The organism is Bradyrhizobium sp. SYSU BS000235, from assembly GCF_049747295.1.
GTDB lineage: Bacteria > Pseudomonadota > Alphaproteobacteria > Rhizobiales > Xanthobacteraceae > Afipia.
In genome coordinates this window covers 2978454-3003366 of the sequence record NZ_JBMHJM010000001.1, presented here as the reverse complement: position 1 = coordinate 3003366, position 24913 = coordinate 2978454, and the positions used below count along the sequence as shown (strand labels likewise).

23 protein-coding genes are annotated in these 24913 nt (G+C 60.6%); 10 read left to right on the top strand and 13 right to left on the bottom strand.

Translation table 11 applies throughout. The annotated features are described in order from the left end of the window. Positions 1-59: 59 nt before the first annotated feature. Positions 60-2747, bottom strand: a complete 2688-nt coding sequence (locus tag ACP0KA_RS13985; protein ID WP_424629365.1) for an EAL domain-containing protein — start codon at positions 2745-2747, stop codon at positions 60-62. A 201-nt stretch (positions 2748-2948) separates the two neighbouring features. Between ACP0KA_RS13985 and ACP0KA_RS13980 the strand changes: the two genes are divergently transcribed. Further along, the gene (locus ACP0KA_RS13980) at positions 2949-4058 is read left to right on the top strand and encodes an NAD(P)/FAD-dependent oxidoreductase (protein WP_424629364.1); all 1110 of its coding nucleotides are present in this window, start codon (positions 2949-2951) and stop codon (positions 4056-4058) included. A 104-nt stretch (positions 4059-4162) separates the two neighbouring features. On the opposite strand, the gene ACP0KA_RS13975 is transcribed toward ACP0KA_RS13980, so the two are convergent. Further along, complete coding sequence (locus ACP0KA_RS13975; protein WP_424629363.1) at positions 4163-4348, bottom strand: YdcH family protein; 186 nt, start codon at positions 4346-4348, stop codon at positions 4163-4165. Between the two features lie 343 nt (positions 4349-4691). Here ACP0KA_RS13975 and ACP0KA_RS13970 point away from each other — a divergent pair, with 343 nt between their 5' ends. Continuing rightward, entirely contained in the window at positions 4692-4898 is a 207-nt protein-coding gene (locus ACP0KA_RS13970) for a YdcH family protein (RefSeq protein ID WP_424631597.1), read from the top strand. Here ACP0KA_RS13970 and ACP0KA_RS13965 read toward each other — a convergent pair. After that, positions 4871-5506 carry a GGDEF domain-containing protein gene (locus tag ACP0KA_RS13965; protein WP_424629362.1) on the bottom strand — a complete coding sequence of 212 codons (636 nt, stop codon included), beginning with the start codon at positions 5504-5506 and terminating at the stop codon, positions 4871-4873. The two genes, ACP0KA_RS13970 and ACP0KA_RS13965, sit on opposite strands and share 28 nt — an antisense overlap. Before the next feature lie 288 nt (positions 5507-5794). Here ACP0KA_RS13965 and purE point away from each other — a divergent pair, with 288 nt between their 5' ends. After that, complete coding sequence (purE, locus tag ACP0KA_RS13960) at positions 5795-6283, top strand: 5-(carboxyamino)imidazole ribonucleotide mutase (RefSeq protein ID WP_424629361.1); 489 nt, start codon at positions 5795-5797, stop codon at positions 6281-6283. Then, positions 6280-7380, top strand: coding sequence for a 5-(carboxyamino)imidazole ribonucleotide synthase (locus ACP0KA_RS13955; protein ID WP_424629360.1), 1101 nt, complete (start codon positions 6280-6282; stop codon positions 7378-7380). The genes purE and ACP0KA_RS13955 overlap by 4 nt, the downstream gene beginning before the upstream one ends. A 93-nt stretch (positions 7381-7473) precedes the next feature. Here the strand turns inward: ACP0KA_RS13955 and aqpZ are convergent, their stop codons facing one another. Beyond that, positions 7474-8190, bottom strand: coding sequence for an aquaporin Z (aqpZ, locus tag ACP0KA_RS13950; protein ID WP_424629359.1), 717 nt, complete (start codon positions 8188-8190; stop codon positions 7474-7476). A gap of 271 nt (positions 8191-8461) precedes the next feature. On the opposite strand from aqpZ, the gene rpsU reads away from it, so the two are divergent. Then, entirely contained in the window at positions 8462-8767 is a 306-nt protein-coding gene (rpsU, locus tag ACP0KA_RS13945) for a 30S ribosomal protein S21 (RefSeq protein ID WP_424629358.1), read from the top strand. Positions 8768-8838: 71 nt separating this feature from the next. Here rpsU and ACP0KA_RS13940 read toward each other — a convergent pair whose 3' ends face one another. After that, on the bottom strand, positions 8839-9648 hold the full coding sequence (locus tag ACP0KA_RS13940) for an alpha/beta hydrolase (protein ID WP_424629357.1): 810 nt from the start codon (positions 9646-9648) through the stop codon (positions 8839-8841). 212 nt (positions 9649-9860) lie between these two features. After that, positions 9861-11348 (bottom strand): aldehyde dehydrogenase family protein, encoded by a 1488-nt coding sequence (locus ACP0KA_RS13935; RefSeq protein WP_424629356.1) that lies wholly within the window; start codon positions 11346-11348, stop codon positions 9861-9863. A 117-nt stretch (positions 11349-11465) separates the two neighbouring features. On the opposite strand from ACP0KA_RS13935, the gene ACP0KA_RS13930 reads away from it, so the two are divergent. After that, a complete protein-coding gene (locus ACP0KA_RS13930; RefSeq protein ID WP_424629355.1) occupies positions 11466-12587 on the top strand; it encodes a substrate-binding domain-containing protein in 1122 nt (373 codons plus the stop codon). Between the two features lie 11 nt (positions 12588-12598). On the opposite strand, the gene ACP0KA_RS13925 is transcribed toward ACP0KA_RS13930, so the two are convergent. Next, positions 12599-13489, bottom strand: coding sequence for a cell envelope biogenesis protein TolA (locus ACP0KA_RS13925; protein ID WP_424629354.1), 891 nt, complete (start codon positions 13487-13489; stop codon positions 12599-12601). A 356-nt stretch (positions 13490-13845) separates the two neighbouring features. On the opposite strand from ACP0KA_RS13925, the gene ACP0KA_RS13920 reads away from it, so the two are divergent. Together ACP0KA_RS13920 and ACP0KA_RS13915 are read left to right on the top strand one after the other, a co-directional pair. Beyond that, positions 13846-14793: an AAA family ATPase gene (locus tag ACP0KA_RS13920; RefSeq protein ID WP_424629353.1), complete on the top strand. Its 948-nt coding sequence runs from the start codon at positions 13846-13848 to the stop codon at positions 14791-14793. A gap of 4 nt (positions 14794-14797) precedes the next feature. Next, entirely contained in the window at positions 14798-16153 is a 1356-nt protein-coding gene (locus ACP0KA_RS13915) for a vWA domain-containing protein (protein ID WP_424629352.1), read from the top strand. A gap of 25 nt (positions 16154-16178) precedes the next feature. On the opposite strand, the gene ACP0KA_RS13910 is transcribed toward ACP0KA_RS13915, so the two are convergent. Then, positions 16179-17276, bottom strand: a complete 1098-nt coding sequence (locus ACP0KA_RS13910) for a calcium:proton antiporter (RefSeq protein ID WP_424629351.1) — start codon at positions 17274-17276, stop codon at positions 16179-16181. Between the two features lie 133 nt (positions 17277-17409). Here ACP0KA_RS13910 and ACP0KA_RS13905 point away from each other — a divergent pair, with 133 nt between their 5' ends. Then, the gene (locus tag ACP0KA_RS13905; RefSeq protein WP_424629350.1) at positions 17410-17793 is read left to right on the top strand and encodes a VOC family protein; all 384 of its coding nucleotides are present in this window, start codon (positions 17410-17412) and stop codon (positions 17791-17793) included. 82 nt (positions 17794-17875) lie between these two features. On the opposite strand, the gene ACP0KA_RS13900 is transcribed toward ACP0KA_RS13905, so the two are convergent. The 5 genes from ACP0KA_RS13900 to ACP0KA_RS13880 form a co-directional block, all read right to left on the bottom strand. Continuing rightward, the gene (locus ACP0KA_RS13900) at positions 17876-19279 is read right to left on the bottom strand and encodes an NAD(P)(+) transhydrogenase (Re/Si-specific) subunit beta (protein ID WP_424629349.1); all 1404 of its coding nucleotides are present in this window, start codon (positions 19277-19279) and stop codon (positions 17876-17878) included. 15 nt (positions 19280-19294) lie between these two features. Further along, entirely contained in the window at positions 19295-19615 is a 321-nt protein-coding gene (locus ACP0KA_RS13895; protein ID WP_424629348.1) for a proton-translocating transhydrogenase family protein, read from the bottom strand. 12 nt (positions 19616-19627) lie between these two features. After that, positions 19628-20755 (bottom strand): Re/Si-specific NAD(P)(+) transhydrogenase subunit alpha, encoded by a 1128-nt coding sequence (locus tag ACP0KA_RS13890; protein WP_424629347.1) that lies wholly within the window; start codon positions 20753-20755, stop codon positions 19628-19630. A gap of 75 nt (positions 20756-20830) precedes the next feature. Continuing rightward, on the bottom strand, positions 20831-20983 hold the full coding sequence (locus ACP0KA_RS13885; RefSeq protein WP_424629346.1) for an aa3-type cytochrome c oxidase subunit IV: 153 nt from the start codon (positions 20981-20983) through the stop codon (positions 20831-20833). 173 nt (positions 20984-21156) lie between these two features. Further along, positions 21157-23103: a M3 family oligoendopeptidase gene (locus tag ACP0KA_RS13880; RefSeq protein ID WP_424629345.1), complete on the bottom strand. Its 1947-nt coding sequence runs from the start codon at positions 23101-23103 to the stop codon at positions 21157-21159. 196 nt (positions 23104-23299) lie between these two features. Here ACP0KA_RS13880 and ACP0KA_RS13875 point away from each other — a divergent pair, with 196 nt between their 5' ends. Further along, a complete protein-coding gene (locus ACP0KA_RS13875) occupies positions 23300-24823 on the top strand; it encodes a sigma-54-dependent transcriptional regulator (RefSeq protein ID WP_424629344.1) in 1524 nt (507 codons plus the stop codon). Positions 24824-24913: the final 90 nt, after the last annotated feature.

The window sequence follows — 24913 nt, the reverse complement described above, 5'->3', positions numbered from 1 at the left end:
GTCTCCCCATAAGTCAAGTCATCAAAGGTTCAAGGAATACAACGGAGGACGACGGACGTTCAGCCTATCTTGCGTGCTTCCGCAGACGTCACGGCGGAACGACCAACCCATTCCGCGTAATGCGGGATGGCGGCCGGCTTGCCGAGGAAATAGCCCTGCACCTGGTCACACGCTTCATCGGAGAGGAAGCTCAGCTGGTCCTGTGTTTCCACGCCTTCGGCGACGATGGAAATGCCCAAACCATGACAAAGGCCGATCATCGCGCGGATGATGGCGGCGGACTGCGTATTGCGGCCGAGATTCATGACGAAGGCGCGGTCGATCTTGATCTTGTCGAACGGGAATGCCTGCAAATAGGTCAGCGACGAATAGCCACTGCCGAAATCATCCATCGCGATCCGCACACCAAGTGCCTTCAACCGGCGCAACAGCGACAAGCCGCGATCGAAATCGTCGATCAGGACGCCTTCAGTGATCTCAAGTTCCAGACGACTCGGCGCCAATCCTGTTTCGAGCAGGATCGAATGGACCAAATTCACAAGATCACCATGCGCAAACTGCGCCGGGGAAAGATTGACCGAAATCTGCAGCGGCCGGGGCCACGAAGCCGCTTCGCGGCACGCCTCGCGCAGAATCCACTCGCCCATCTCGACGATCAATCCGCTTTCTTCTGCCAGCGGGATAAAGTCACTCGGCGGGACAAAGCCGCGCTTGGGGTGAACCCATCGCGCCAGCGCCTCGAACCCGATGACATCATCGCCGGAGAGATGGTGGCGCGTCTTTGCCTGCGGCTGATAGTGCAGCGACAATTCGCCGTTGCGGATGGCGGTTGAAAGGTCCTGATGCAGGGCGCGGCGGTCGCGGATCTGCTGGTCCATCTCGGCTTCGTAGAAACTGACGGAGCCGCGCGACTTCGCCTTGGCGCGGAACAACGCTGCATCGGCATTTGAAAGCAACGCTTCGCCGTCGCTACCGTTATCGGGAAACAGTGAAATGCCGATGGTCAGGCCAATGCGGAGCGAGCGCCCATCGACGATGAACTCGTCCTGCACAGCTTTGGAAAGGCGAGCAGCAAGCGCCTTTGCCGTATCCGGCTGCGCACCATCAATGATAAGGCCAAACTCGTCGCCGCTCAGCCGTGCGACCACTGCGCCGGGCGACGCACTCTCGATTCGCCGCGATACCTCGATCAACAGTTTGTCGCCGACTTCGTGACCGAAGACGTCGTTGATGTCCTTCAGACGATCCAGATCGACCGATAAGACTGCGAACTTTTCATCAGTGTCCGCACAGGCATCGATCATCTGGGCCATAGCCTGCTGGAACGCGGCACGATTCGGCAGACCAGTCAGAGTATCGTGATAAGCCATGTGGGCCATGCGCGATTCCGTCTCGCGCCGGTCGGTGATGTCTTCGTGGGTCTTGATGAGATATTCCGGTTCGCCGGCCTCGTTCTGAACGGTCATTCGCCGTGTCAGGAACAAGCGCAGCCCATTCTCGGTCTGGATCGGATGTTCCTCGGTGACAATCCCTCCCTTGCGCACCGCGTCTTCATCGCGCTTCAGGATGAACTGCGCATCGGTTGGCGTGCAAATGTCCTCGACGGTCCGGCCAACAACTTCTTCGCGCGGGCGATTCAACGTCGTTTCAGCGCCACGATTGGCCAAAACGAATTGACCGTCGCGCAGCCGCTTCACGACAAGAGCGACGGGAATATTGTCGACGACCAGCTCGAGGAATTTCTTGGCGCTGCGGCGTTCGGTGACATCTTCGAACAGCGCGACCAGATATTCCGGCTGATTCTTCTCGTTGCGCGCGATGACGCGATTGCTCGCAAGCATGCGCCTCTCGCGGCGACGTTCGATGAAAAACTCGCTACGCACCTGGCCTTCGGCCGAGGAAATTGTCGCTTGATCAGCCTGGTTGATCGTGCACGCGGTTGCTGGGGTGAAGAGTTCTTCCGCGGTTCTTCCCAGAATTTGCTCGCGCCCCAATCGCGAAAACTGCTCGAAAGCGCGATTAGCCAGGATATAGCGGCCGTCTTCGATGGTTTTGGCGGCGACGCAAACCGGAATGTTGTCGATCACCGATTCAAGGAAATTCTTGGTCGTCGCAAGCTGCTTCGCGAGATTGCGCTGCGCGGTGTAATCCTCGTGCGTGGAGACCCCTCCGCCCCTCGTCAACTCCCGATGCTTGATCAGGATCGAGCGCCCGTCCTTCAGCTCGCAGATGTAACCTTCCTGCGATTGGACCTGCTTGTAATAGTCATCGATGGCTTCATCGAGCGGGCCGAGCATGCCCCGCGCTGCACGGAGTTCGATCAACTGACGGCCGGTCATACCTTTGAAGATGTCCGACCGCGACAATCCATAGATTTCGAGGTAGCGATCGTTGCAGAAAACGATGCGCTTGCGCGCATCCACCATGACGACGCCCTGACTCAGATTGTTCAGCGCCGTCGAGACGAACGCCGAGCGGCTGGTATTTGCACGGCGCAGCTTCCGCAGAGCCGACATCACCCACAGAATGACGCACGTCAGAAATGCAAAAACGACAAATCCGCCGACCAGAATATTCCAGATCATGCTGGGATCAGAATAGGATGCCAGGATCACAGATGGCGGAGACGCGGCGGCAGCCGAGGCTTCCGGCACCGAAGCGGCTGTCAACAAGGCAAACGACAGCGCCGAGCCCCTCGACGGACTCGTGATGCTCAGTTCGTTCGCTTGCTTCTGCCAGCCGGTCATTCCCATTCCACGGATTCTTCCGGGAGGGATTGTCTGGTCGGTGCCGTTTGAATCGGGTAAATGCTGACGCTGAACGTGACGTAATTTTGTCTAAAATGGAGGCAAAGGCGGTTCGTGATTAACGAAGCCCTAATGCCGAAGCGCTGTATGGACCGATTACGTCTCCCGCACTCGGACGAACTCCGGCAATTTGGACGATGAATGGACAAGATTGATTGCGTAGTTGTCGGTGCCGGGGTTGTCGGTCTCGCGACAGCACGGCGGCTGGCACAGGCAGGCCTCGAAGTAATCGTCGTGGAGGCCACGGAAGATATCGGCACAGGGACATCATCGCGCAACAGCGAGGTCATCCATGCCGGAATTTATTATCCTGCAGGAAGCCTGATGGCGCGCATGTGCGTCGGCGGCAAGAAGGCGCTCTACGCTTATTGCGCCGACCACGGCATCCCGTATCGCCGATGCGGAAAATTGATCGTCGGCACCACCGAAGATGAAGTCGCCAAACTCGCCTCGATCAAGGCCCACGCCGAAGCGAACGGCGTTGATGACATGAAGACCCTGACAGGCGAAGAGGCGCGCGCGCTTGAACCTGCGCTCAACTGCGTCGGCGCTCTTTTGTCGCCCTCGACCGGCATCATCGACAGCCACGCCTATATGCTGGCGCTTCGCGGCGACGCGGAGAGCGCGGGAGCCGCATTCGCGTTTCATGCGCCGTTGATGGGGGCGAAAGTCACCACCGACGGGTTCGTGCTTCACGTCGGGGGCGATGCTCCGATGGAGATCGGCTGCAAACTGCTTATCAATTCAGCCGGTCTCGCGGCGCCTTCCATTGCACGCGCAATCGATGGCATGCCGGCCGATCGCATCCCCACCGCTTACTACGCCAAAGGCAATTACTTCAGTTGCAGCGCGCGCGCGCCATTCACACACCTGATCTATCCGGTACCGGAGCCGGGTGGCCTCGGCGTCCACCTCACCCTCGATCTCGGCGGACAGGCGAAGTTTGGACCGGATGTGCAATGGGTCGACAAAATCGATTACGCAGTCGATGCCTCACGCTCCGAACGGTTTTATCCGGCCATCCGTCGCTACTGGCCGGCATTGCCGGATGGAGCGTTGTCTCCCAGCTATTCCGGCATCCGCCCGAAGATTGTGCCGCCTGCCATTGCAAAGCAGGACTTCCTGATTCAGGGCCCGCAAGAACACGGCGTATCCGGATTGATCAATCTGTTCGGCATTGAGTCACCCGGACTCACGTCGTCACTGGCCATCGCGGACGAAGTCGCGCGATTGGCCGACGTGCGAGCATAACTCAAGTGCCGTGACGGCATTTGCCGTCACGATCATCACGCGCAGCCTGGCGGGAGCGGATGTCAAATCCACCCCACTAGCCGCATTGACGATGGTTTTTGCTATCAGTGAATGGTCGAACTGGCCGCGTGGCGGATACGTTCGATCTGGTCCTTCAGCACCAGTTTTCGGCGCTTCAACTCGATGATGTGGAGGTCGTCTGTGGAAAGATGCTGCAGAGCATCGTGCAATTCGTTTTCCAGAACTTCGTGCTTGCGTTCCAGTTCAACGAGATGCGACTCGATCGCCATATGTATCCTCCTTTGTTGATTGCCTTCAAAGTTGGATGAAACGCGCTTTCAAGCGAATGGCGTATCGGGTTCGCGTGAAAAACGCGCTCCTCTTGCTGAGACAGAGTGGTTGGATCCACTCCATCCGGACTATGAAGTGTACATGACGGAGGCGGACTGTCGACAAGGAACGACGAACCGAGCCTAAAATTTTTCTCACGATTAAAAATCGGTTCTCAAGGAACTATTTGGCATTTCCATTACTGGAAATTATTCCTGTTATCTGTAATGACAATGCACGTGCAGCACACCATGTAGTGCAATAGGTTTGCTGAAGCCCGGCAAAGCCAACTCACCAACGGTTATGGTAGATCAGGACAACAACGAATTCGCGCTTGAGCTGGCGCGACTGCAACAAGAGCATCGCGATCTGGATGCTGCGATCGAGGCGCTGCACCAGTCGCCTGCTCCAGACCTGCTGCGGCTGCAACGATTGAAGAAGCGCAAGCTGCAACTGCGAGACCGCATCTCCTTTATCGAAGATCAGATCACGCCGGACATTATCGCCTGAGTTGAGGACAACGCGGTCCCTTTGCGCTCAGCCTTCCGCGCGTACATCGCCCGGTCCGCTTGCTCCAATGCCAAAGCTGCATCGTCCATCGGTTTCAGCATCGCGACGCCTGTTGAAGCACCCGCCGCGACAGCCCGTCCTTTGAACATGAACGTCAGGGAATCGATCGCCTTCTCGAGCGCGGTGGCCTTGGCACGCGCATCTGCATCGGACAGATTCCAGAGCAGCAGCGCGAACTCATCACCCCCAAGCCGTCCGACAACGTCCGATGAGCGGATATGCCGCATCAGCACCGCCACCACGCCCTTCAGGACCATATCGCCCGCCGCGTGCCCGTAGGTGTCGTTGATCGGCTTCAGGCGATCGACGTCCAGCACGATCAACGCGCCTGCGGCACGGTAGCGGTCGATATAAGCGCTGGCGCGGCCGAGTTCCCGCTCGAAGCCGCGGCGGTTGTAAATGTTCAACAGAAAGTCCGTGTCCGCCCAGGCCTGTAGCTCATCAATCCTGGCGTGTGCGGTCGCAAGCTGCACCTTGAGAGCTTGGATTTCAGCCTCGGCTTTCTCCAGCGCGCTGTCGGGATGCAGCCTGCCTTTGCTGGCGTCCAAACGCTTGCCTTGCGAAGCCGATTTGGCTGGAACTTTCGGCCGCGCCTCGGCTGTTGTGCTGGACGCTTTTCGGCCCGGATGCCCTGCGGTCGCCCTGGTCTTCGAGACTCTCGAATTTGGCACCTTTGCCACGCGTCCTGCCGCAGTGTTGGTCACCAAAACAGGCCCGAGAATCGGCCTTGCCGGTGTTGACCATGAAAGGATAGTCCTTTCTCAACGGCTTGCCACGCGAAAGTGCAACCCTATAATCCGCGTCTCTTTTTTCCACTCTTTTCAAAGATTTCTCGCATGACAGCCGCCGTCGCCATCATCATGGGAAGCCAGTCCGACTGGGAAACCATGCGTCACGCCTCTGAAACCCTGACCGCGCTGGGGGTTTCGCACGAGGCGCTGATCGTGTCGGCGCACCGCACTCCGGACCGGCTGTATGCCTTTGCCAAGGGGGCCAAGGCGGCCGGCTTCAAGATCGTGATTGCAGGCGCCGGGGGGGCAGCTCATCTGCCGGGAATGGCGGCCGCCCTGACGGAACTTCCCGTGCTGGGCGTCCCGGTCGAGTCCAAGGCCCTGTCCGGCGTCGATTCGCTTTATTCGATTGTGCAAATGCCCGCCGGAATTCCAGTTGGCACCTTGGCGATCGGAAAGCCCGGCGCTATCAATGCCGCCCTGCTCGCGGCAAGCATGCTGGCGCTGAACGACGCTGGCCTTGCAACCAAGCTCGCCACATGGCGGAAGCAACAGACCGAGGCGGTCCGTGAGCGCCCGGAGGACCCCAAGTGACATCTTCGAAGCGGGTGACGCTGAAGCCAGGCGACACCATCGGAATTCTCGGCGGCGGACAATTGGGCCGAATGCTGGCGCTTGCCGCCGCAAGGCTCGGCCTCAAGGCGCAGGTCTTTTCACCCGATCCGGACTCGCCCGCCTTCGACGTGGTGCAGAATGCGACCTGCGCGGAATATGCAGACGTCGAGGCGCTCGAACTGTTTGCGTCTGACGTTGATGTCGTCACCTACGAATTCGAGAACGTCCCCTCCGCCACGGCGATGATCCTTGCAGCCCGGCGCGCCGTGTTGCCCGATCCGAAGGTTCTGGAAACCACCCAGGACCGGCTCGTGGAGAAGGACTTCGTCACCAAGCTCGGGATCGCGACTGCGCGTTATGCGGATGTCTCCTCCGCAGAGGGATTGAAAACAGCGATTGCGCAAATCGGCCTGCCTGCAGTGCTCAAGACGCGGCGCTTCGGTTACGATGGCAAGGGCCAGATCGTGGTGCGCGAGGGCGATGATCCCGAGAGGGTCTGGGCCGAGCTCGAAACGCGCTCCGCCATCCTCGAAGCCTTCGTGCCGTTTGAGCGGGAAATTTCCGTGATTGCCGCGCGTAGTGTAACTGGCGAGGTGGTTTGCTACGATGTCACCGAGAACGAGCACCGCGACCATATTCTGAAGGTCTCGCGCGCGCCCGCCGCCATTCCAGACGCAGTGGCCGTCCAGGCCCGCGCCATGGCGGAGAAAATCGCGACCGCCCTTAATTACGTTGGTGTGCTGGCAGTGGAAATGTTCGTGGTTCCTGGGGCCAACGGGCAGGCGCCGTCTCTGCTGGTGAACGAGATCGCGCCACGCGTGCACAATTCCGGTCACTGGACCTTGGATGGCGCATCGGTCTCGCAATTCGAACAACACATCCGCGCCATCGCGGGCTGGTCGCTTGCTCAGCCGGTCCGCCATGGCAAGGTCACCATGACCAACCTGATCGGGAACGATATTCTCGACTACGGGAAGTGGCTGACGATGCCCGGTGCAACTGTCCATCACTACGGCAAGGGCGCGCCGCGTCCAGGCCGTAAGATGGGCCATGTGACCGTCGTCGAGAACGACTGAGTCCGGGCGCGTTCCAGACCAAGTCCCAAATATAAAAAAAGGCTGCCACGAATGCTCGCGGCAGCCGGTATCTAATTCAAACAGTTTCGTCGGTTATCGATTGCCTGTGACCGCCCCTGTCGGTTCGTCGCTGAGCCAGCGATAAACGACGCCGCCGATGACGCCGCCGATCAGCGGCGCGACCCAGAACAACCACAGCTGCTGCAAGGCCCAGCCGCCGACGAACAACGCGGGACCGGTGCTGCGCGCCGGATTGACCGATGTGTTGGTCACAGGAATGCTGACGAGGTGGATAAGCACCAGGGCGAGACCAATGGCCAGCGGCGCGAAGCCAGCCGGAGCCTTGCCATGGGTCGACCCCATGATGACGAACAGGAAAACCGCCGTCATCGTGACTTCCATGACAAAACACGCCACCAGGCTGTAGCCGCCGGGCGAGTGAGCCTCAAAGCCATTCGCGGCGAACCCCTTGGTCACGTCAAATCCCGGAGCGCCGCTGGCAATCATATAAAGCAGCGCCGAGGCCGCTATCGCGCCGATCACCTGTGCAATGATATAAGGCAGGACCTGCCCGCCGGGGAACCGGCCGCCAGCCGCGAGACCGACCGTCACCGCGGGATTGAGGTGGCAGCCTGAAATATGACCGATGGCATAGGCCATGGTCACCACGCTCAAGCCAAACGCGAATGAGACGCCCAAAAGTCCGATGCCGACCTGCGGGAAAGCTGCGGCAATCACCGCGCTGCCGCAGCCTGCGAAGGTTAGCCAGAAGGTACCTATAGCCTCAGCCGTGTATTTTTTTGCGTTCATGTTTTATCTCCTGCTGGACGAAGGGTTCCGATTAAAGCTTTGAGACCCTGTAAAAGCCCCTTAAGGCCCGTCGAATGTTCGACTCAAAAGCCCGGGATCGGCATATTCGCCTTTATTTATTGCGCGCTTATAGGTTGAAAATCGTTGTCCACAGGTGGACATTCCAGGTTTGATCTGGTAAATCCGCGCCCTTGATGGGAAGGGCATGGCCTTTTGTCGGCCCCTCCGACGTCTTCCGAATTACAGACCGTTCAAAACAAGAGGATGCCGCGTGCAGGTTCTCGTCCGCGATAACAATGTTGATCAGGCCCTCAAGGCGCTCAAGAAGAAGATGCAGCGCGAGGGTATTTTCCGCGAGATGAAGCTCCGCGGCCACTATGAAAAGCCGTCTGAGAAGAAGGCCCGCGAAAAGGCGGAAGCCGTTCGTCGCGCTCGCAAGCTGGCGCGCAAGAAGCTGCAGCGCGAAGGCCTGCTGCCGATGAAGCCGAAGCCGGTGTTCGGCGCTGGTCCCGGTGCAGACCGCGGCGCGGGTGGCGGCCGTGGTGGTGCAGGCGCAGGTCCGCGCGGCCCTCGCTAAGCGACCGTCAGATTTGAGATCAAAACGCGGGCCTTTCGGCTCGCGTTTTTGTTTGGGCCGTTTTTTTTACGTCAGTCCTTGCCGTCGCCTGCCATGAAGGCCTGCGCAATCGAGACGGCGCCTTGCTCATCCAGATTGATGTGCGTGCCCTGGGGCAAAGCCACGAAACGTTTGCGGCCAGGCGCTAGATCAAACAGCCGCCTACCGACCGCGATTGGAATGACGCCGTCCTTCTCGCCATGCATGATGAGCAGCGGTACGTTGAGCTTCAAGATCCGCTTATCGGAATGGAAGCGATCGCGCATCAACCACCGTACCGGCACCCACGGGAATGCGGCAGCCGCGACATCCACGGTCGACGTATAAGGCGCTTCGAGAATAAGCTTCGCGACGGGCCGCGTTGTTGCGACGGCAACGGCGACGCCGCTCCCTAACGAATAGCCCCACGGAATGATGCGTGAAGGCGCATAATGAGCCGCCGCGAAATCATAGGCTGCCGCGGCATCATTCAGCAAACCTTCCTCGCTCGGCGTGCCGCTCGAGCCGCCATAGCCACGAAACGAGAGCGCAATCAGACCCGTGCCATCCGCGGTAATCGCACGGAAGCGCGGCACCCGCCACGCCAGCACCTCGCCGTTGCCATGAAAGAACAGCACGACCGGCTTTCCCTCCTTCGGTGGCACATGCCAGACGATCACCCGCTCGCCGTCCTTGGTATCGAGGACGACTTCCTGCGCTTGCGGAAAGCCGGCTGATGCCGGATCCGTCCGCGTCGTCTGCGGCGCCGGATAGAGCAGTGAGCGCTGGAAAAAGAAAAGCGCACCGATCGCGGCGGCGTAGATCGCCACCGCGCACATCACGATCCATAGAATGGTTTTCATGGCTCAACGCTGACCCTGCTTCCCTGCTCCAATCATAGGGTGAGGATTGCGCCAATTTGGGTAGCGTTGCGCAAATAAAAACGCGGGCTCTCGCCCGCGTTTGTCACTTCGCCACTTCTTCCGTGATCTCAGGCAGATGCCTGAAAAAGCCGGGTGAGAAACTGGTGCCAATCCAACTAAGACAGTTTCTCACCCGCAGGAGGAAGAGCGGCCTACACGTTGAGATTCATCCACACAGCCTTCGGCTCGGTGAAATTCTCGATCGCGGCCGAGCCGTGCTCGCGGCCGAAGCCGGAATCGCGCTCACCGCCCCACGGCAACCGAACGTCGGTGTAGCCATAGGTATTGATCCAGACCGTGCCGGCCCGCGCCTTCTTGGCAAACCGCTGCACGCGGCCCATGTCATGGCTCCAGACACCAGCCGCGAGGCTGTAGGCTGTACCATTCGCGATACGCAACGCATCAGCTTCATCCTTGAACTTGATGACGCTCACCACGGGTCCAAAGATCTCTTCCTGCGAGATCCGCATCTCGTGTTTCACGTTGGCGAAGACCGCGGGGCTGATGAAGTAGCCACGTGTCCCGATGCGCTCGCCACCCGTGGTCAGCAGCGCACCTTCCTTCTGACCGATGTCGACATAGTCGAGGATCGACTTCATCTGTTTCTCTGAAATGACCGGGCCCATCACTGTGGCGCGATCCTGCGGATTGCCGATGCGGATCGCGTTCGCACGTGCCGTCAGCCGCTCCACCACTTCGTCATAGACGGCCTCGTGGGCAAGCACACGCGAACCCGCCGAGCACACCTGGCCGGCATTGAAGAAAATGCCCGATGCGGCGGCCTTGGTGGCGGCATCGATATCAGCGTCTTCGAAGATCACGTTCGCGGATTTGCCGCCCAATTCGAGCGACACGCGCTTGAAGTTGCCCGCCGCACCACGAAGAATGCCGCGTCCCACGCCCGGCGAACCGGTGAAGGTGACTTTGTCGACGTCCGGATGATTGACCAGCGCATCGCCGACCACGCGGCCCGGCCCCGTCACGATGTTGAAGACCCCGGGCGGCAAGCCGGCTTCCAGCGCCAGTTCGGCAATGCGCAGCGCCGACAGTGATGTCAGTTCCGCCGGCTTCATGACCACCGTGCAGCCGCAAGCCAGTGCTGGCGCCAGCTTCCACATGCCGATCATCAACGGGAAATTCCACGGCACGATGGCGGCAACCACGCCGACAGGCTCGCGCAGCGTATAGGTCAAAGCCTCGTCGCGGGTTGGGACGACTTCGCCATGAATTTTGTCGGCCCACCCGGCATAGTAAGTCAGCGTATCGATCGCCGCCGGCAGATCCTGCCGCAGCACGCCCGCAATCGGCTTGCCGGCATCGAGGCTTTCGAGCTCAGCGATTTCGTCCGCGTGCTGCTTCATCAATTCGACGAGGCGCAGCAGGATTTGGCCGCGCTCGGAGGCGCGCATCGTGCGCCATGGACCGTCGAAGGCGCGCCGGGCTGCGGCGACCGCACGATCGACGTCGTCCGCATTGCCCTCGGAAATGGTTGCGAGGACCTGCTCTGTGGCCGGGTTCAATGTGTTGAAGGTGCGCCCCGAGAGCGATGCGACACGCTGGCCGTCGATCAACAACAGCTTTTCAGCAGAGCGGGAAACCAGGGACGTCTTTTCTTGGGAGTAGTCATATGCAATCGACATCATATTCCTCCTATTCTTGTCCCTTAACTTGTGTATTAAATATGCTAACGTAAATATGAAATCGCGCGCCGGTGAATTGCTCATATATGAAATCAAATTCATAATACTGGTCCACGCATGTTGAATATCGAGATCGAAACCATCTGGCGATTCCACAAGGAAGGCAGCCCGCAGACTGCTGTGGTGATGCTCGGAATCCTCAACGAGATCCGGAAAACCGGGAAGCTCACCAGCGCCGCCGACCACGCCCAGCTGTCCTATCGGCATGTCTGGAACCTCGTCGAACAATGGTCGGAGTTTTTCGGCGTACCATTGGTCGAAACCCAGCGCGGCAAAGGCACCACGCTGACGCCATTCGGAGAAAAGCTGGTATGGGCCGGCGAGCGCATGCAGGCACGGCTTGGGCCGCAGCTAGAAAACCTCGCCCAGGAGTTGGCGACGGAGGTCAAGCCGTTTCTGCACCAACGCCCATCTGTGATCCGCGTCCACGCCAGCCACGGCTTCGCAGTCTCGAAATTGCGTGAGTTGCTGGATCGGGAGCCCGGTATCGGTGTCGATCTGCGCTACGTCAGCAACCAGCATTCGCTTGAATCACTGGCTCAAGGCGCCTGCGACCTTTCCGGTGTTCATCTTCCGCGCGGCGAACTGCGCGCTCAGAATATTCAGGCCTATCGCGAGTGGCTCGATCCGCGTGAGGACCGCGTCATCAGTTTCGTGACGCGCGAGATGGGGCTGATGGTGAAACGCGGCAATCCGCTGAAGATTTCTTCGCTGGAGGATCTGGTTGCGCGCAAAGCCCGGTTCGTCAATCGCGACCACGATTCCGGCACGCGGCTGTTGTTCAATCAACTGCTGGCCTTGCACAAGATCGACGAGGCGAAGATCAACGGCGCCCAGCAGATCGAATTTACCCATGCCGCGGTGGCGGCCTATGTCGCGAGCGACATGGCGGACGTAAGTTTCGGCGTCGAAGCTGCAGCCCGCCAATTTGGGCTCGACTTCGTGAGATTGCTCACCGAGGACTATTTTTTCGTGTGCCGCCGCGCCTTCCTCGAAACCGAACCGGTGCAGCGCGTCATCGATATCATGAAGGGCCAGGAATTTCGCGACGCGATCGCAAGCCTGCCCGGATACGTCGAGACCCGATCCGGATCGGTCAGTACCGTGAAAGAGTTTTTGGAGAGCGTGGAAGGTGACGAGCCGGTAAAGCGCGGCGCGAAAGCTTCGCTGCCGAAATGACAGGTGCCGCGCTAGCGCGGCACGACAGCCTGAAACACCGACTTCGCAGCCGACACCACATCCTCGGCAACCGACGGACGTTCCTGTTCAACACGCAGTTGACGCGGCGGGATATCCGCCGGCGGCGTAAGGCGCATCGAATCGTCGGCCTGCGCTTCGGCAGAGCGAGGTCCACGTCCTTGGGGCGCCGGCGCTGCCATGTCGCTTTCGCTCGGCGTGGGTGCAATCGTCACCGCGGGCGGGAGCGGCTGCACCGTTGACGGCGGGTTATAGACAACGCTGTTGACCCGGCGCTCTTGCGGCCGCGAGGTTTCGATGACGCGTGCTGTGTCCTGCTGGGCGCGAGGTTGTTCGGCCTGACGCTGCTGGTCAGAGCTGCGCAGACGCTCGATCGCGGCCCGGGCCAGATCGTTGGCATCACGTTCCGCAACTGCATTGGCCTCGACGGCGGGAGCCGCTGGCGCGGCCTTCGCAACTGTCTTTTCGCGGGCCCGGCGGGCTTCCGCTTCGGCCGCCTTTTCGGCCTTCTCAGCCTGCGCCTTCTCGGCCGCAAGCTTCTCGGCAGCCGCTTTTTCGGCTTTCTCGCTGGCGAGTTTTTCGGCGGCAGCCTTCTCCGCAGCGGCTTTTTCCGCGGCCTTTACCTTGGCAGCCTCGGCCTTCGCGGTTTCCTTGGCGGCTTTCTCGGCCTGCGCCGTATCATTCTGCTGAACTGGTTTGTTGCTTGCTGGAGCGTCCGGCGCCTTCGCCTTGGCGGGATTTGTCGGGGCGGCCATCGCGGCCTGGGGCTTGTCGGCCTCGGGCTTGTTGTTGATGTAGTGGGTCACGATGTAGGCGCCGACCACGGTCGCCACGATCGATGGAATGACTTCCAGAATGTATTTGGACAGAAATTTCTTGAGCATCGTCAACTCCCCGGCTCCCCGCTGTTGAATGCCGGAACTTTGGGGCCGATTGTGGGATCAACTGCGACGGATCGGTGGCAAACACTACGGTCCATCGGGTTTCACGATCAAATCCGCGTCGGCCAAACAAGGTGTTGGCAACAATTCGTTAACAGGCCGGCAACGGTCGCCGCTGGCCACCCGGCAGTTCCTGATTTCGCACAGCGGTTCGACGGAAAGCCGACCTGACATGCGTCACGGCGCCGATATAGACGAAACTGTCACAGCGGCGTAGCAAGGAACCGGCTTCCCCAGGCATCATCGCCGGCGGGCCCAAGACACTACGCCAACCAAAGCTTTCCGGGAGTTTCACGATCGTGACCGAACATCAGCCGACAGCCTCCATCGACGCCGTCGAACAGGGTCTGGCGTCGGCCGGCTACATCGCCAACCGCCAGATCGCGACCGCCGTTTATCTGTCGGAGCGGATTGAAAAGCCGATTCTCGTGGAAGGCCCGGCCGGCGTCGGCAAAACCGAACTCGCCAAGGCGATCGCGGCATGGCGCGGCCTCAAACTGATCCGCCTGCAATGTTACGAGGGGCTCGATGAAGCCAAGGCGCTCTACGAGTGGAAATACGCCAAGCAGCTTCTCTACACCCAGATTCTGAAGGACAAGCTGAGCGAGGTCCTCGGCGAAGCCGAGACGCTGCCGGCGGCGCTGAACAAGCTGCACGATTTCGGCGATGTGTTCTTCTCAAAGGAATTCGTCGAGCCGCGGCCGCTGCTGCAGGCGCTCGAACAGCCGAAAGGCTGCGTGCTGCTGATCGATGAAATCGACAAGTCGGATGCGGAATTCGAATCCCTGCTGCTCGAAATCCTGTCCGATTTTCAGGTCACGATTCCCGAACTCGGCACCGTCTCCGCGCTGGCGGCACCGACGGTGATCCTGACCTCCAACAGCGAACGCGACCTCGGCGACGCCCTCAAGCGGCGCTGCCTGCATCTTCACATCGGCTTTCCCGAGCAGCGGCTCGAGGAGCGTATTGTGGAGAGCCGTGTCCCCGGCATTTCCCAAACCTTGCGGCGCCAGATCGTCAGTTTCATCAACGATGTCCGCACGCTTGATTTGAAGAAACTGCCCTCGGTCAGCGAGGCCATCGACTGGGCGCGCGTGCTCGTGCTGCTGCAGGCGAGCGAACTGGATCAGCAGACGGTCAAGGACACACTCAATGTCCTCCTCAAGTACGAGGCGGACATCGAGACCACCCTGCCCCAGGTCACCACCTTCATCAGCAAGAACCGCCGCGAAAACGTCTTCGGTTAGATAGATGAGAGAGAACCTCCATCGTTTTTTTCGGGCGGCGCGCGGGGCCGGCGTACGGGTGTCGCCATCTGAAAGCATCGATGCGATGAGAGCCGTCGCCGAGGTCGGCTTTACAGACCGTGGCGTACTACGCGACACGCTTCTGCTGACGCTGGCCAAGACCCAGGACGAGAAGCAGTCGCTCGGCCAGTGCTTCGACCTCTTCTTCCAGCAACCGGACATCGCCGCTCCGGCGACACAGGACAACCAGCCGGATGCATCGCCTGCCGAGCAGGCGTCGTCCAGCGAAACAGCTGCGTCCGTCTCCAGCCTCGGACCGCTGGCCCAGATGCTGATGGCACAGGATCGCAACGCGATCGCGGCCGCTGTTGCAAGCGCCGCCAATGCCGCCGGACTTTCGGATATCCGGTTTTTCACTCAGCGCGGCATCTATTCGAGCCGGATCCTCGATCAACTCGGCATCATGCAATTGAGAGACGATCTCGATGCGTTGACCGCGTCAGACCCTGCACAAGCGGAACGCCTTGCGGCAGCAACCGAAGCGCTGCGCGAGACGGTCCGCGATACCGTGTCTCAAGCCCTGGTGTTGTACGCCCGCGAGGAAAGCGAAAACCTGCGTCACGAAATCCTTCGCAACGCGCCGATGTCGCAGCTCGATCAACGGCAGGTTGAGCAGATGCGCCTGCTGATCCGCCAGATCGCGCGCCGTTTGCGCGAGCGCTACAGCAAGCCGCGCAAGCGCCCGCGACGCGGCCACCTCGACGTCCGTCGTACGATCAGGCGCAACGCAGCATGGGGCGGTGTGCCCTTCCTGACCACATGGAAGCGCAAGCATCGTGAGAAGCCGAGGATCATTGCGCTGTGCGATGTCAGCGGATCGGTTGCCCGCGTGTCAGACTTCTTCCTGCTGCTGATCTACAGCCTGCACGAAGTGGTTTCCGATGTCCGCTCCTTCGCGTTTTCGAGCCATCTCATCGAAGTCAGTGACATTCTCGATTCGGAGGACTCCACTCAGGCCATGAAGGAGATCATGGCGAAGGTTGGATTCGGGTCATCCGACTACGGCAAGTCGCTCGCTGATTTCGAAAAACTCGCCCTCAAAGCCGTGACCCCGCTGACAACGGTGATCGTGCTCGGCGATGCGCGGACCAATAATCTCAATCCGCGCGCCGACATCCTGCGGCGCATCTCGGAGCGATCGAAACGGCTGGTGTGGCTCAATCCCGAAGGCCGCATGGGATGGGGCTGGGGCGACTCGGAAATGCCGCGCTACGCCACCTATTGCAACGTCGTCCGGCAATGCTCTTCGGCAAAGCAGCTTGAGCGCGCCGTGACTGATATCGTTGCGTCGTATCAGTAGGGCATCAAACGGTTGGCGCTGACGATTACGGCGACAGCACCAGGAAGATGTACACGGCGAATATCAGCGTGTGCACCAGTCCGAACATGATGTTGGTGCGGCCGGTCCCAAATGTCGTCAGGCTGACGAACATGGTCATGACCAGCAACACCGTGTCGCGTCCGTCGAGCCCGAGGACCAGCGTCTTGCCGAGGACATAGGTCGCAATGGCGACCGCTGGAATCGTCAATCCAATGGTCGCCAGCGACGAGCCCAATGCAAGGTTGAGGCTCTTTTGCAGGTCGTTCTTCCGCGCCGCGGACAACGCTGCGATGCTTTCAGGCAGCAGGACCAGCAGCGCCACGACGACGCCTGCAAAAGCTGGAGGCGCGCCGATCGCCGCAGCGCCCGCATCCACCACCAGCGAAAATTTCTTGGCGAGCAGCACCACGGCGCCGAGCGAGACCAGCAACAGCGCGCTGCTGAGCACGAGTTCTTGAACTGGCGCCGATGCGTGCTCGGCCTCTTCCTGGTCGGTCTCGACGATGAAGTAATCGCGATGGCGGATGGTCTGGGTGTAGAGAAACACGCCGTAGAGCACGACCGTCACCACACAGACAAAGGCGAGCTGCGGCGCGGAATAGATTGGCCCGGGCGTAGCCCGCGTATAGTTCGGCAAGACCAGAGTGATGGTCGCGAGAACGATCAGCACCCCGAGATAGACGTTCACGCCGGTGACCTGGAAATCCTGCTCCTTGTAGCGGAGCCCGCCTGCCAGAATGCAGATGCCGACCAGGCCGTTACACACGATCATGACCACCGCGAACACGGTGTCGCGCGCCAGCGACGCCGCCGCCTTGTCGCCGAGCATGATGGTCGCGATCAGCGCAACCTCGATCACCGTCACCGACAGCGTCAACAGCAGCGTGCCGAAGGGTTCGCCGACCCGGTGCGCGATGACTTCGGCATGGTGAACGGCGGCAAACACGGTCCCGAACAGGATGACCAGCAGCACCGCCGCGAAGACGAATCCCGGCAGGGAATGGGTGAAGCCGAGACCAGGATAGATCGTGCTGCCGAAAAGCAAGACGGCCAGCGTGGGGTAGACCCAGGCTGACCGTGGCATGTGAGAGTGAGCGCTCATGCGCGGTATAGCTCCATGGTCGAAGGCCTAGTGTCCTTGGGACCCACCGTACTCGCGGGAGGTGAAGAAAATTTGCTCGCCGGTGCAAGATACCTTAACCAAAAAGCACTGCTTCTAGGAAGGAAACGAAAAAATGTTCTCTCACATCATGATCGGGACCAACGATCTCGACAAGGCCAAGTCATTTTATGACAAATTGCTGGGGACGCTCGGCGTACAGCCGGCGGTGGTCGATCGCCACCGCATCTTTTATCGGACCAAGACCGGGACGTTTTCCGTCTCCATACCAATCGATGGCAGACCGGCCACCGCGGCCAATGGCGGAACCGTTGGTTTTACAGCGGCTTCGGCTGAGGAAGCCGATGCCTGGCACGCAATGGGAATCGCGAACGGCGGCACAACGTGCGAGGATCCACCCGGCATCCGTGAGATGGGCGGTGTGAAGATGTACCTCGCCTATCTGCGCGACCTGGACGGCAACAAGCTCTGCGCGCTGTATCGCCTCCCACGGGCTTAAAGAGAAGACCGTGCCTAAAAAAGATAAGGCCGCGCCAAACAGCGCGGCCTTCAAATATTTAGCAAGTAGACGACGTTTCTGCCTACATCGCCTTGACGATGTTTTCGGTCATCTTCTTGGCGTCGCCCAGCAGCATCATCGTGTTGTCACGATAGAACAGCGGGTTGTCGACGCCGGCGTAGCCCGAGGCCAGCGAGCGCTTGATGAACATCACCGTGCCCGCCTTCCAGACCTGCAACACCGGCATGCCGTAGATCGGCGATTTCGGGTCTTCTTCCGCAGCGGGGTTGGTGACGTCGTTGGCGCCGATCACGAAGGCGACATCGGCCTGGGCGAATTCCGAGTTGATGTCCTCGAGTTCGAACACCTCATCGTAAGGCACGTTGGCTTCAGCCAGCAGCACGTTCATATGACCGGGCATGCGGCCCGCCACCGGATGGATGGCATACTTGACCTCGACGCCCTCCTTCTTGAGCGTGTCGGCCATTTCGCGCAGCGCGTGCTGAGCCTGGGCCACCGCCATGCCGTAACCCGGCACGATGATGACCTTCTGCGCGTTCTTCATGATGAAGGCCGCGTCGTCCGCCGAGCCGAGCTTGACCGGCTTGGCTTCGCCGCCGCCGCCGGCAGCAGCCGCGCCACCGGTTTCGCCGCCGAAGCCGCCGAGGATGACCGAGATGAAGGATCGGTTCATCGCGTGGCACATGATGTAGGACAGGATCGCACCGGAGGAGCCGACCAGCGCCCCGGTGATGATCAGCGCCGAATTGCCCAGCGTGAAGCCGATGCCGGCAGCCGCCCAGCCGGAATAGGAGTTCAGCATCGAGATCACCACCGGCATGTCGGCGCCGCCGATCGGGATGATCAGCAACGCGCCGAGCACCAGGGCGATGATGGTGATCAGCCAGAAGTCGACCGCGCTCTGCGACGACACCAGGCCGTAGATGAAGAACACCAGCGCCAGGGCGAGCACGATGTTGATGATGTGGCGTGCCGGCAGGATGATCGGGGCGCCGCTCATGCGGCCGGACAGCTTGAGGAACGCGATCACCGAGCCGGTGAAGGTCAGCGCGCCGATGGCAACGCCGAGCGACATTTCGACCAGGCTGGAGCCGTGGATGTTGCCACGGGTGCCGATGTCGAAGGCCGCAGGCGCGTAGAACGCACCGGCCGCCACCAACACCGCCGCCATGCCGACCAGCGAGTGGAAGGCCGCGACCAGTTCCGGCATCGAGGTCATCGGCACACGACGTGCGATCAGCGCACCGATGCCGCCGCCGATGGCGATGCCGAGGATCACCAGGATCCAGCCCGTGGCGCTGGTCGGCGGATGCGTCGCCAGCGTGGTGGCCACCGCAATACCCATACCGATCATGCCGAGGAAGTTACCCTGGCGGGATGATGCCGGGCTCGACAGACCACGAAGTGAAAGGATGAAAAGCGAACCAGCGATGAGATAAAGAACGGCAGAGAGATTAGCGCTCATTGACTATGCCCCTGCTCACTTCTGCTTCTTCTTGTACATCGCCAGCATGCGCTGGGTGACCAAGAAGCCGCCAAAAATATTCACGCATGCAAAAATCAATGCAACGAAGCCGAAGGCGCGCGCCCACAGCGGGCCATTGTCATCGCCGACCGCCGAGACGCCGACGGCAAGCAATGCACCGACCACGATGACCGATGAAATCGCGTTGGTCACCGACATCAGCGGGGTATGCAGCGCGGGCGTCACCGACCACACCACGAAGTAGCCGACGAAAACGGCAAGTACGAAAATCGACAACCGGAAGACAAACGGATCGACAGCCTCAATCCCGTGCATGGCGGCTCTCCCTTATGCTTTCGGCTGGAAATTGGGATGAATGACAGCGCCGTCCTTGGTCAGCGCGGTGGCCTTCACCAGCTCATCGTCCCACTTCACGGCGAGCGACTTGCTCTCCTTGTCGTAAAGTGTCTCGATGAAGGACTGGAGGTTCTTGGCGTAGAGGCTCGACGCGGACGCCGCGACCTTGCCGGCGAGGTTCGGGAAGCCGACGATCTTGACGCCGTTCACCTCGGCGATCTGGCCGGACTGCACGCCTTCGACGTTGCCGCCGCGCTCGACCGCGAGGTCAACCAGCACCGACCCCGGCTTCATCGACTTCACCATCTCGAGGCTGATCAGCTTTGGCGCCGGACGGCCCGGGATCAGCGCGGTGGTGATGACGATGTCCTGCTTCTTGATGTGCTCGGCCGTGAGTTCAGCCTGCTTGGCCTGATACTCTTTCGACATTTCCTTGGCGTAGCCGCCCGCGGTCTCAGCCTGTTTGAACTCCTCGTCCTCGACCGCGATGAATTTCGCGCCGAGCGACACCACCTGCTCCTTCACCGCCGGACGGACGTCCGTCGCGGTCACGACAGCGCCGAGGCGGCGTGCGGTTGCAATGGCCTGCAAGCCGGCAACGCCGACGCCCATGATGAAGACCTTGGCAGCAGGCACGGTGCCGGCCGCCGTCATCATCATCGGGAATGCGCGGCCAAAGGCTTCGGCGGATTCGATCACCGCGCGGTAGCCGGCGAGGTTGGCCTGTGACGAGAGAACGTCCATCACCTGCGCACGGGTGATGCGCGGCATCAGCTCCATGGCGAAGGCCGCGACACCGGCATCCGCCATCGTCTTCAACGCAGCGTCGTTGCCGTACGGATCCATGATCGCGATGGCCAGCGCGCCTTTCTTGTATTTGGCGACTTCGGCCGCCTCCGGGCGCTTCACCTTGATGACGATGTCGGCGTCTTTCACCGCATCGGCGCTCACCGTGGCGCCGACGGCTTCATAGTCCGCATCCAGCAGCCCCGACTTGAGGCCGGCGCCCGGTTCGATGGCTACATCGATGCCTAATGACTTAAATTTCTTGACCGTGTCAGGCGTCGCCGCAACCCGTGGCTCCGCTGCATCGATTTCTTTGGCTATCGCAATTTTCATGACGCCTCCCGCGACCCTGTAACGCCGCGCATGACCAGCACCGGCGTCGCCGCCGGTGACGACGGAACGATAGGATCAGAGCAGGAAGATCGCCATCAGGACGAGAATGGCGATGACACTCAGCGTGCCGTATTTGGTCAGCGCCAGAAACCCTTCATAGGTCTGCTCGTGCGCGATGTAGTCGTTGCCATCCGCGGTTGTGTAAGCGACTTCACTATGATCGGCCATTGGTCCCTCCAGCACCATTTAAAAGGTAGCGGGAATTAGCCCAAATGCGGCGCAAGGGCAACGTCCAGCAGCCTCCAACGGGCTGATTAAACCGCCCGCAGGCAAGCTATGCAACGCAATCTGTGAAGTTTTTCCACGATACGGAACGGGGCGGGATTGCCGCCCCGGGCGCCCTACCCCATTGCCTCCAGCTCGGCGATCAGGTTTTCGATCACCGACAACCCGCCATCCCAGAATTTGGGGTCCTTGGCGTCGAGCCCGAACGGCTTGAGCAGGTCCGAATAGTGCTTCGTACCGCCGGCCGACAGCATGGCAAGGTAGCGCTCCGCAAAACCTTCGGACGCATGTTCGTAGACCGCATAGAGCGAGTTCACGAGGCAATCACCGAAAGCATAGGCATAGACGTAGAACGGCGAATGGATGAAGTGCGGGATATACATCCAGTAGGTCTCGTAGCCCGGCTTGATCTCAATGGCCGGACCGAGGCTTTCGCCCTGCACACTCAGCCAGAGTTCGCCGATCCGCTCGGCGGTCAGTTCGCCATTGCGTCGTTCGGTGTGGATCGCGCGCTCAAACGAATAGAACGCGATCTGGCGCACCACCGTGTTGATCATGTCTTCGACCTTGCCCGCGAGCAGCGCCTGGCGATCCTTGGCGCTCTTGGTCTGGGCTAGCAGCCGCTTGAATGTCAGCATTTCGCCGAACACGCTGGCCGTCTCTGCCAGCGTCAGCGGCGTCGGGGCCATCAGCGCTCCGTTCTTGGCTGCGAGCACCTGATGCACGCCGTGACCGAGCTCATGCGCGAGCGTCATCACGTCGCGGGGTTTGCCCTGATAATTCATCAGGACATAGGGATGCGCCGAGGGCGTGGTGGGGTGGGAGAACGCGCCCGGCGCCTTGCCGGCACGAACCGGCGCATCGATCCACCGGTCATCGAAGAAACGCCCGGCGATCCCGGCCATTTCCGGCGAGAAGTCGCCGTAGGCCTTCAGGATGGTGCCTTTCGCGTCGTCCCAGCCGATCTGGGCGGACGACGCAAACGGGAGCGGCGCGTTACGGTCCCAATAAGCGAGCTTCTTCTTTTTGAACCAGCGCGCCTTCATGGCGTAGTAGCGATGCGACAGCCGTGGATAGGCCGCCCGCACGGACGCCACCAGCGCGTCCACCACTTCGCGCTCGACGCGGTTGGCGAGATGGCGGGAGTCCGCGATGTCCTGGAAGCCGCGCCAGCGGTCGGAAATCTCCTTGTCCTTGGCCAGCGTATTGGTGATCAGCGCAAAGGTGCGCTCGTTGGCCTTGAAGGTTTTCGCCAGGGCTTCGGCGGCTGCCTTGCGCTTGGCCGGATCACGGTCCTGCATCAGGGTCAGCGTCGGCTCAATGGCGAGCTCCTTGCCGCCCACCTTGAAGCGCAAGCCGGCGATGGTCTGGTCGAACTGCCTGTTCCACGCGGCGTAGCCGCTGACCGACTTCTCATGAAACAGCTGCTCGACACGATCCTCGAGCTGGTACGGCTTGTCCTTGCGCAGATCCTCGATCCACGGACGATAGTGCCCAAGCGCCGGCGTCTCCATCGCCTGCTCCAGCAGATCGTCGTCAACGCGGTTGAGTTCGAGCGCAAAGAACAGCAGGTGCACCGACGCCGCCGTGATGCGCTCGGATACGTCGCCGTAAAATTTGGAGATGGCAGGATCGACGGTGTCACCGGCATGAGCCAGCCCGGCATAAGACGCCAGCCGGCCCGCAAGATCGTCGATCGCCTCATAAGTCCTGACCGCTTCAGCCAGCCAATTGCCACCCTCGGGCGTTGCAACGTTCTCCGCAATCTTGCCCTTGTAGGCAGTCTCGAACGCCAAACAATCCGCATCGAGCTTGTCGAGATCGCGCGCAACCTCGGGGGCATCGATCGACTGATAGAGATCGGTCAGATTCCACTCCGGCAACTTGCCGAGCCTGTTCGATGGCTTGGCTGCGCCCGCTGTCGACTTGCGCTTAGCCGTCTTGGCGACAGACTTCTTGGCTGCCGTCTTCACTGCCTTCTTGGCCGCGACCTTCTTGGCTGCTGACTTAGCTGCCGGTTTGGCAGGGGACTTGCGGAGAGCAGATGACGAACGCGGGGCCATGCTTTTTTCAAACCTGTGTTTTCGTTTCAGACCGGCTTTATCAACGCGACACTATCAAACACCGAGGCAATGAACGCTAACCTGTTGACAACGACAGCGTTGCGACAACCTGAGGTCAACTCTTAAGAGGCCGTTAATCGCCATCCGCCAAAGTGCCTCGATTCGAAACAGATAAAACTAAAACGCGGGGAACGCCATGGCTGCAACCATTCTGATTGCCGACGACGACGCAGTACAGCGGCGGCTCGTCGAAAATATGGTGCAGCGCTGCGGTTATGACGCTGTGACGGTCGAAAATGGCGATGCAGCCGTTGCCATGCTGCTGGATTCTGACGCAAAAGCAATCGATGCACTGGTGCTCGACCTTGTCATGCCGGGTCTCGACGGGATGGGTGTGCTCGCAAAAATCCGCGAGGCCGGCCTCGATCTCCCGGTGATCGTGCAGACCGCGCATGGCGGGATCGACAATGTCGTGTCCGCGATGCGCGCGGGCGCGCATGACTTCGTCGTGAAGCCTGTCGGCGTCGAACGCCTCCAAGTGTCCTTGCGCAATGCGCTCAATTCCAGCGCGCTGAAGGGCGAGCTGCAACGCATCAAGCACAGCCGCGAGGGCAAGCTGACCTTCGCCGACATCATCACACGGTCGGAGGCGATGACGAACGTCATTGCCATGGGCAAGCGCGCCGCCTCCTCCGCCATTCCAGTGCTGATCGAAGGCGAGTCCGGCGTCGGCAAGGAGCTGATCGCCCGCGCTATTCACGGCTCCAGCGAGCGCAGCGCGAAACCATTTGTCGCGGTCAATTGCGGCGCCATTCCCGAAAATCTCGTCGAGTCGATCCTGTTCGGCCACGAGAAAGGCGCGTTCACCGGCGCAACCGAACGGCACGCGGGCAAATTCGTCGAAGCATCGGGCGGCACCTTGTTTCTCGATGAAATCAGCGAATTGCCGCTGGCCGCCCAAGTCAAGCTGCTGCGCGCCCTGCAGCAAGGAGAGGTCGAGCCGGTCGGCGGCCGCAGGCCCGTCAAGGTCGACGTCCGCATCGTCTCGGCCACCAACCGTAACCTGCTGAATCACGTGAAGGCCGGGCATTTCCGCGAGGATTTGTTCTATCGCCTGCACGTGCTGCCGCTGACCATTCCGCCGCTGCGCACACGCCTGGAAGACATTCCCCATCTCGTTCGCCATTTCGTGGCGAGATTCTGCGCCGAGGAAAATCGGCGGATCACGGGCATCAGCGGCGAAGCCATGGCGCTGCTGGGACGCGTGCCGTGGCCCGGCAACGTTCGCCAGCTCGAGAATGCGGTCTATCGCGCAGTGGTCATGAGCGACAGCGATCAACTCGGGGTCGATGATTTCCCGCAGGTCGGCACGATGCAGGCGGATTCAGTGGCTTCCCTTGCGGAGCCGCTGGCTCTCCATCCCGATGCAGCCTCCGTAACCGAGCTGATTGCCGGTGCCGAAATACCTATTGCGCCGGCCCCCACTGGCCATCACTTTACATCTACGGCATCGGCCTACGGAGCCCTCACCATGACCGGTGACGATGGCGAGGTCCGTCCGCTGGCGGATATCGAGGCGGAAACAATCCGCTTTGCCATCTCGCACTATCGGGGACAGATGTCGGAAGTCGCGCGGCGGCTCAAGATCGGCCGTTCGACATTGTATCGGAAGCTCGATGAAACGGCGTCCGGAACGGCGCCGTCCGATCGGGATCACTGAGCTTCGAATCACTTGTAAAATTCACGGCGTCCGATCTCTTTTTTTGCCTCGCGTTGAACCGTTGCGGTCCGGTGACAGACCAAGGAAAAG

Coding starts and splice junctions, on each gene's coding strand:
- ACP0KA_RS13985 (WP_424629365.1), bottom strand. CDS start 2,747: ATGACCGGCTGGCAGAAGCAAGCGAACGAACTGAGCATCACGAGTCCG.
- ACP0KA_RS13980 (WP_424629364.1), top strand. CDS start 2,949: ATGGACAAGATTGATTGCGTAGTTGTCGGTGCCGGGGTTGTCGGTCTC.
- ACP0KA_RS13975 (WP_424629363.1), bottom strand. CDS start 4,348: ATGGCGATCGAGTCGCATCTCGTTGAACTGGAACGCAAGCACGAAGTT.
- ACP0KA_RS13970 (WP_424631597.1), top strand. CDS start 4,692: ATGGTAGATCAGGACAACAACGAATTCGCGCTTGAGCTGGCGCGACTG.
- purE (WP_424629361.1), top strand. CDS start 5,795: ATGACAGCCGCCGTCGCCATCATCATGGGAAGCCAGTCCGACTGGGAA.
- aqpZ (WP_424629359.1), bottom strand. CDS start 8,190: ATGAACGCAAAAAAATACACGGCTGAGGCTATAGGTACCTTCTGGCTA.
- ACP0KA_RS13940 (WP_424629357.1), bottom strand. CDS start 9,648: ATGAAAACCATTCTATGGATCGTGATGTGCGCGGTGGCGATCTACGCC.
- ACP0KA_RS13935 (WP_424629356.1), bottom strand. CDS start 11,348: ATGTCGATTGCATATGACTACTCCCAAGAAAAGACGTCCCTGGTTTCC.
- ACP0KA_RS13930 (WP_424629355.1), top strand. CDS start 11,466: ATGTTGAATATCGAGATCGAAACCATCTGGCGATTCCACAAGGAAGGC.
- ACP0KA_RS13925 (WP_424629354.1), bottom strand. CDS start 13,489: ATGCTCAAGAAATTTCTGTCCAAATACATTCTGGAAGTCATTCCATCG.
- ACP0KA_RS13915 (WP_424629352.1), top strand. CDS start 14,798: ATGAGAGAGAACCTCCATCGTTTTTTTCGGGCGGCGCGCGGGGCCGGC.
- ACP0KA_RS13910 (WP_424629351.1), bottom strand. CDS start 17,276: ATGAGCGCTCACTCTCACATGCCACGGTCAGCCTGGGTCTACCCCACG.
- ACP0KA_RS13905 (WP_424629350.1), top strand. CDS start 17,410: ATGTTCTCTCACATCATGATCGGGACCAACGATCTCGACAAGGCCAAG.
- ACP0KA_RS13900 (WP_424629349.1), bottom strand. CDS start 19,279: ATGAGCGCTAATCTCTCTGCCGTTCTTTATCTCATCGCTGGTTCGCTT.
- ACP0KA_RS13895 (WP_424629348.1), bottom strand. CDS start 19,615: ATGCACGGGATTGAGGCTGTCGATCCGTTTGTCTTCCGGTTGTCGATT.
- ACP0KA_RS13890 (WP_424629347.1), bottom strand. CDS start 20,755: ATGAAAATTGCGATAGCCAAAGAAATCGATGCAGCGGAGCCACGGGTT.
- ACP0KA_RS13885 (WP_424629346.1), bottom strand. CDS start 20,983: ATGGCCGATCATAGTGAAGTCGCTTACACAACCGCGGATGGCAACGAC.
- ACP0KA_RS13880 (WP_424629345.1), bottom strand. CDS start 23,103: ATGGCCCCGCGTTCGTCATCTGCTCTCCGCAAGTCCCCTGCCAAACCG.
- ACP0KA_RS13875 (WP_424629344.1), top strand. CDS start 23,300: ATGGCTGCAACCATTCTGATTGCCGACGACGACGCAGTACAGCGGCGG.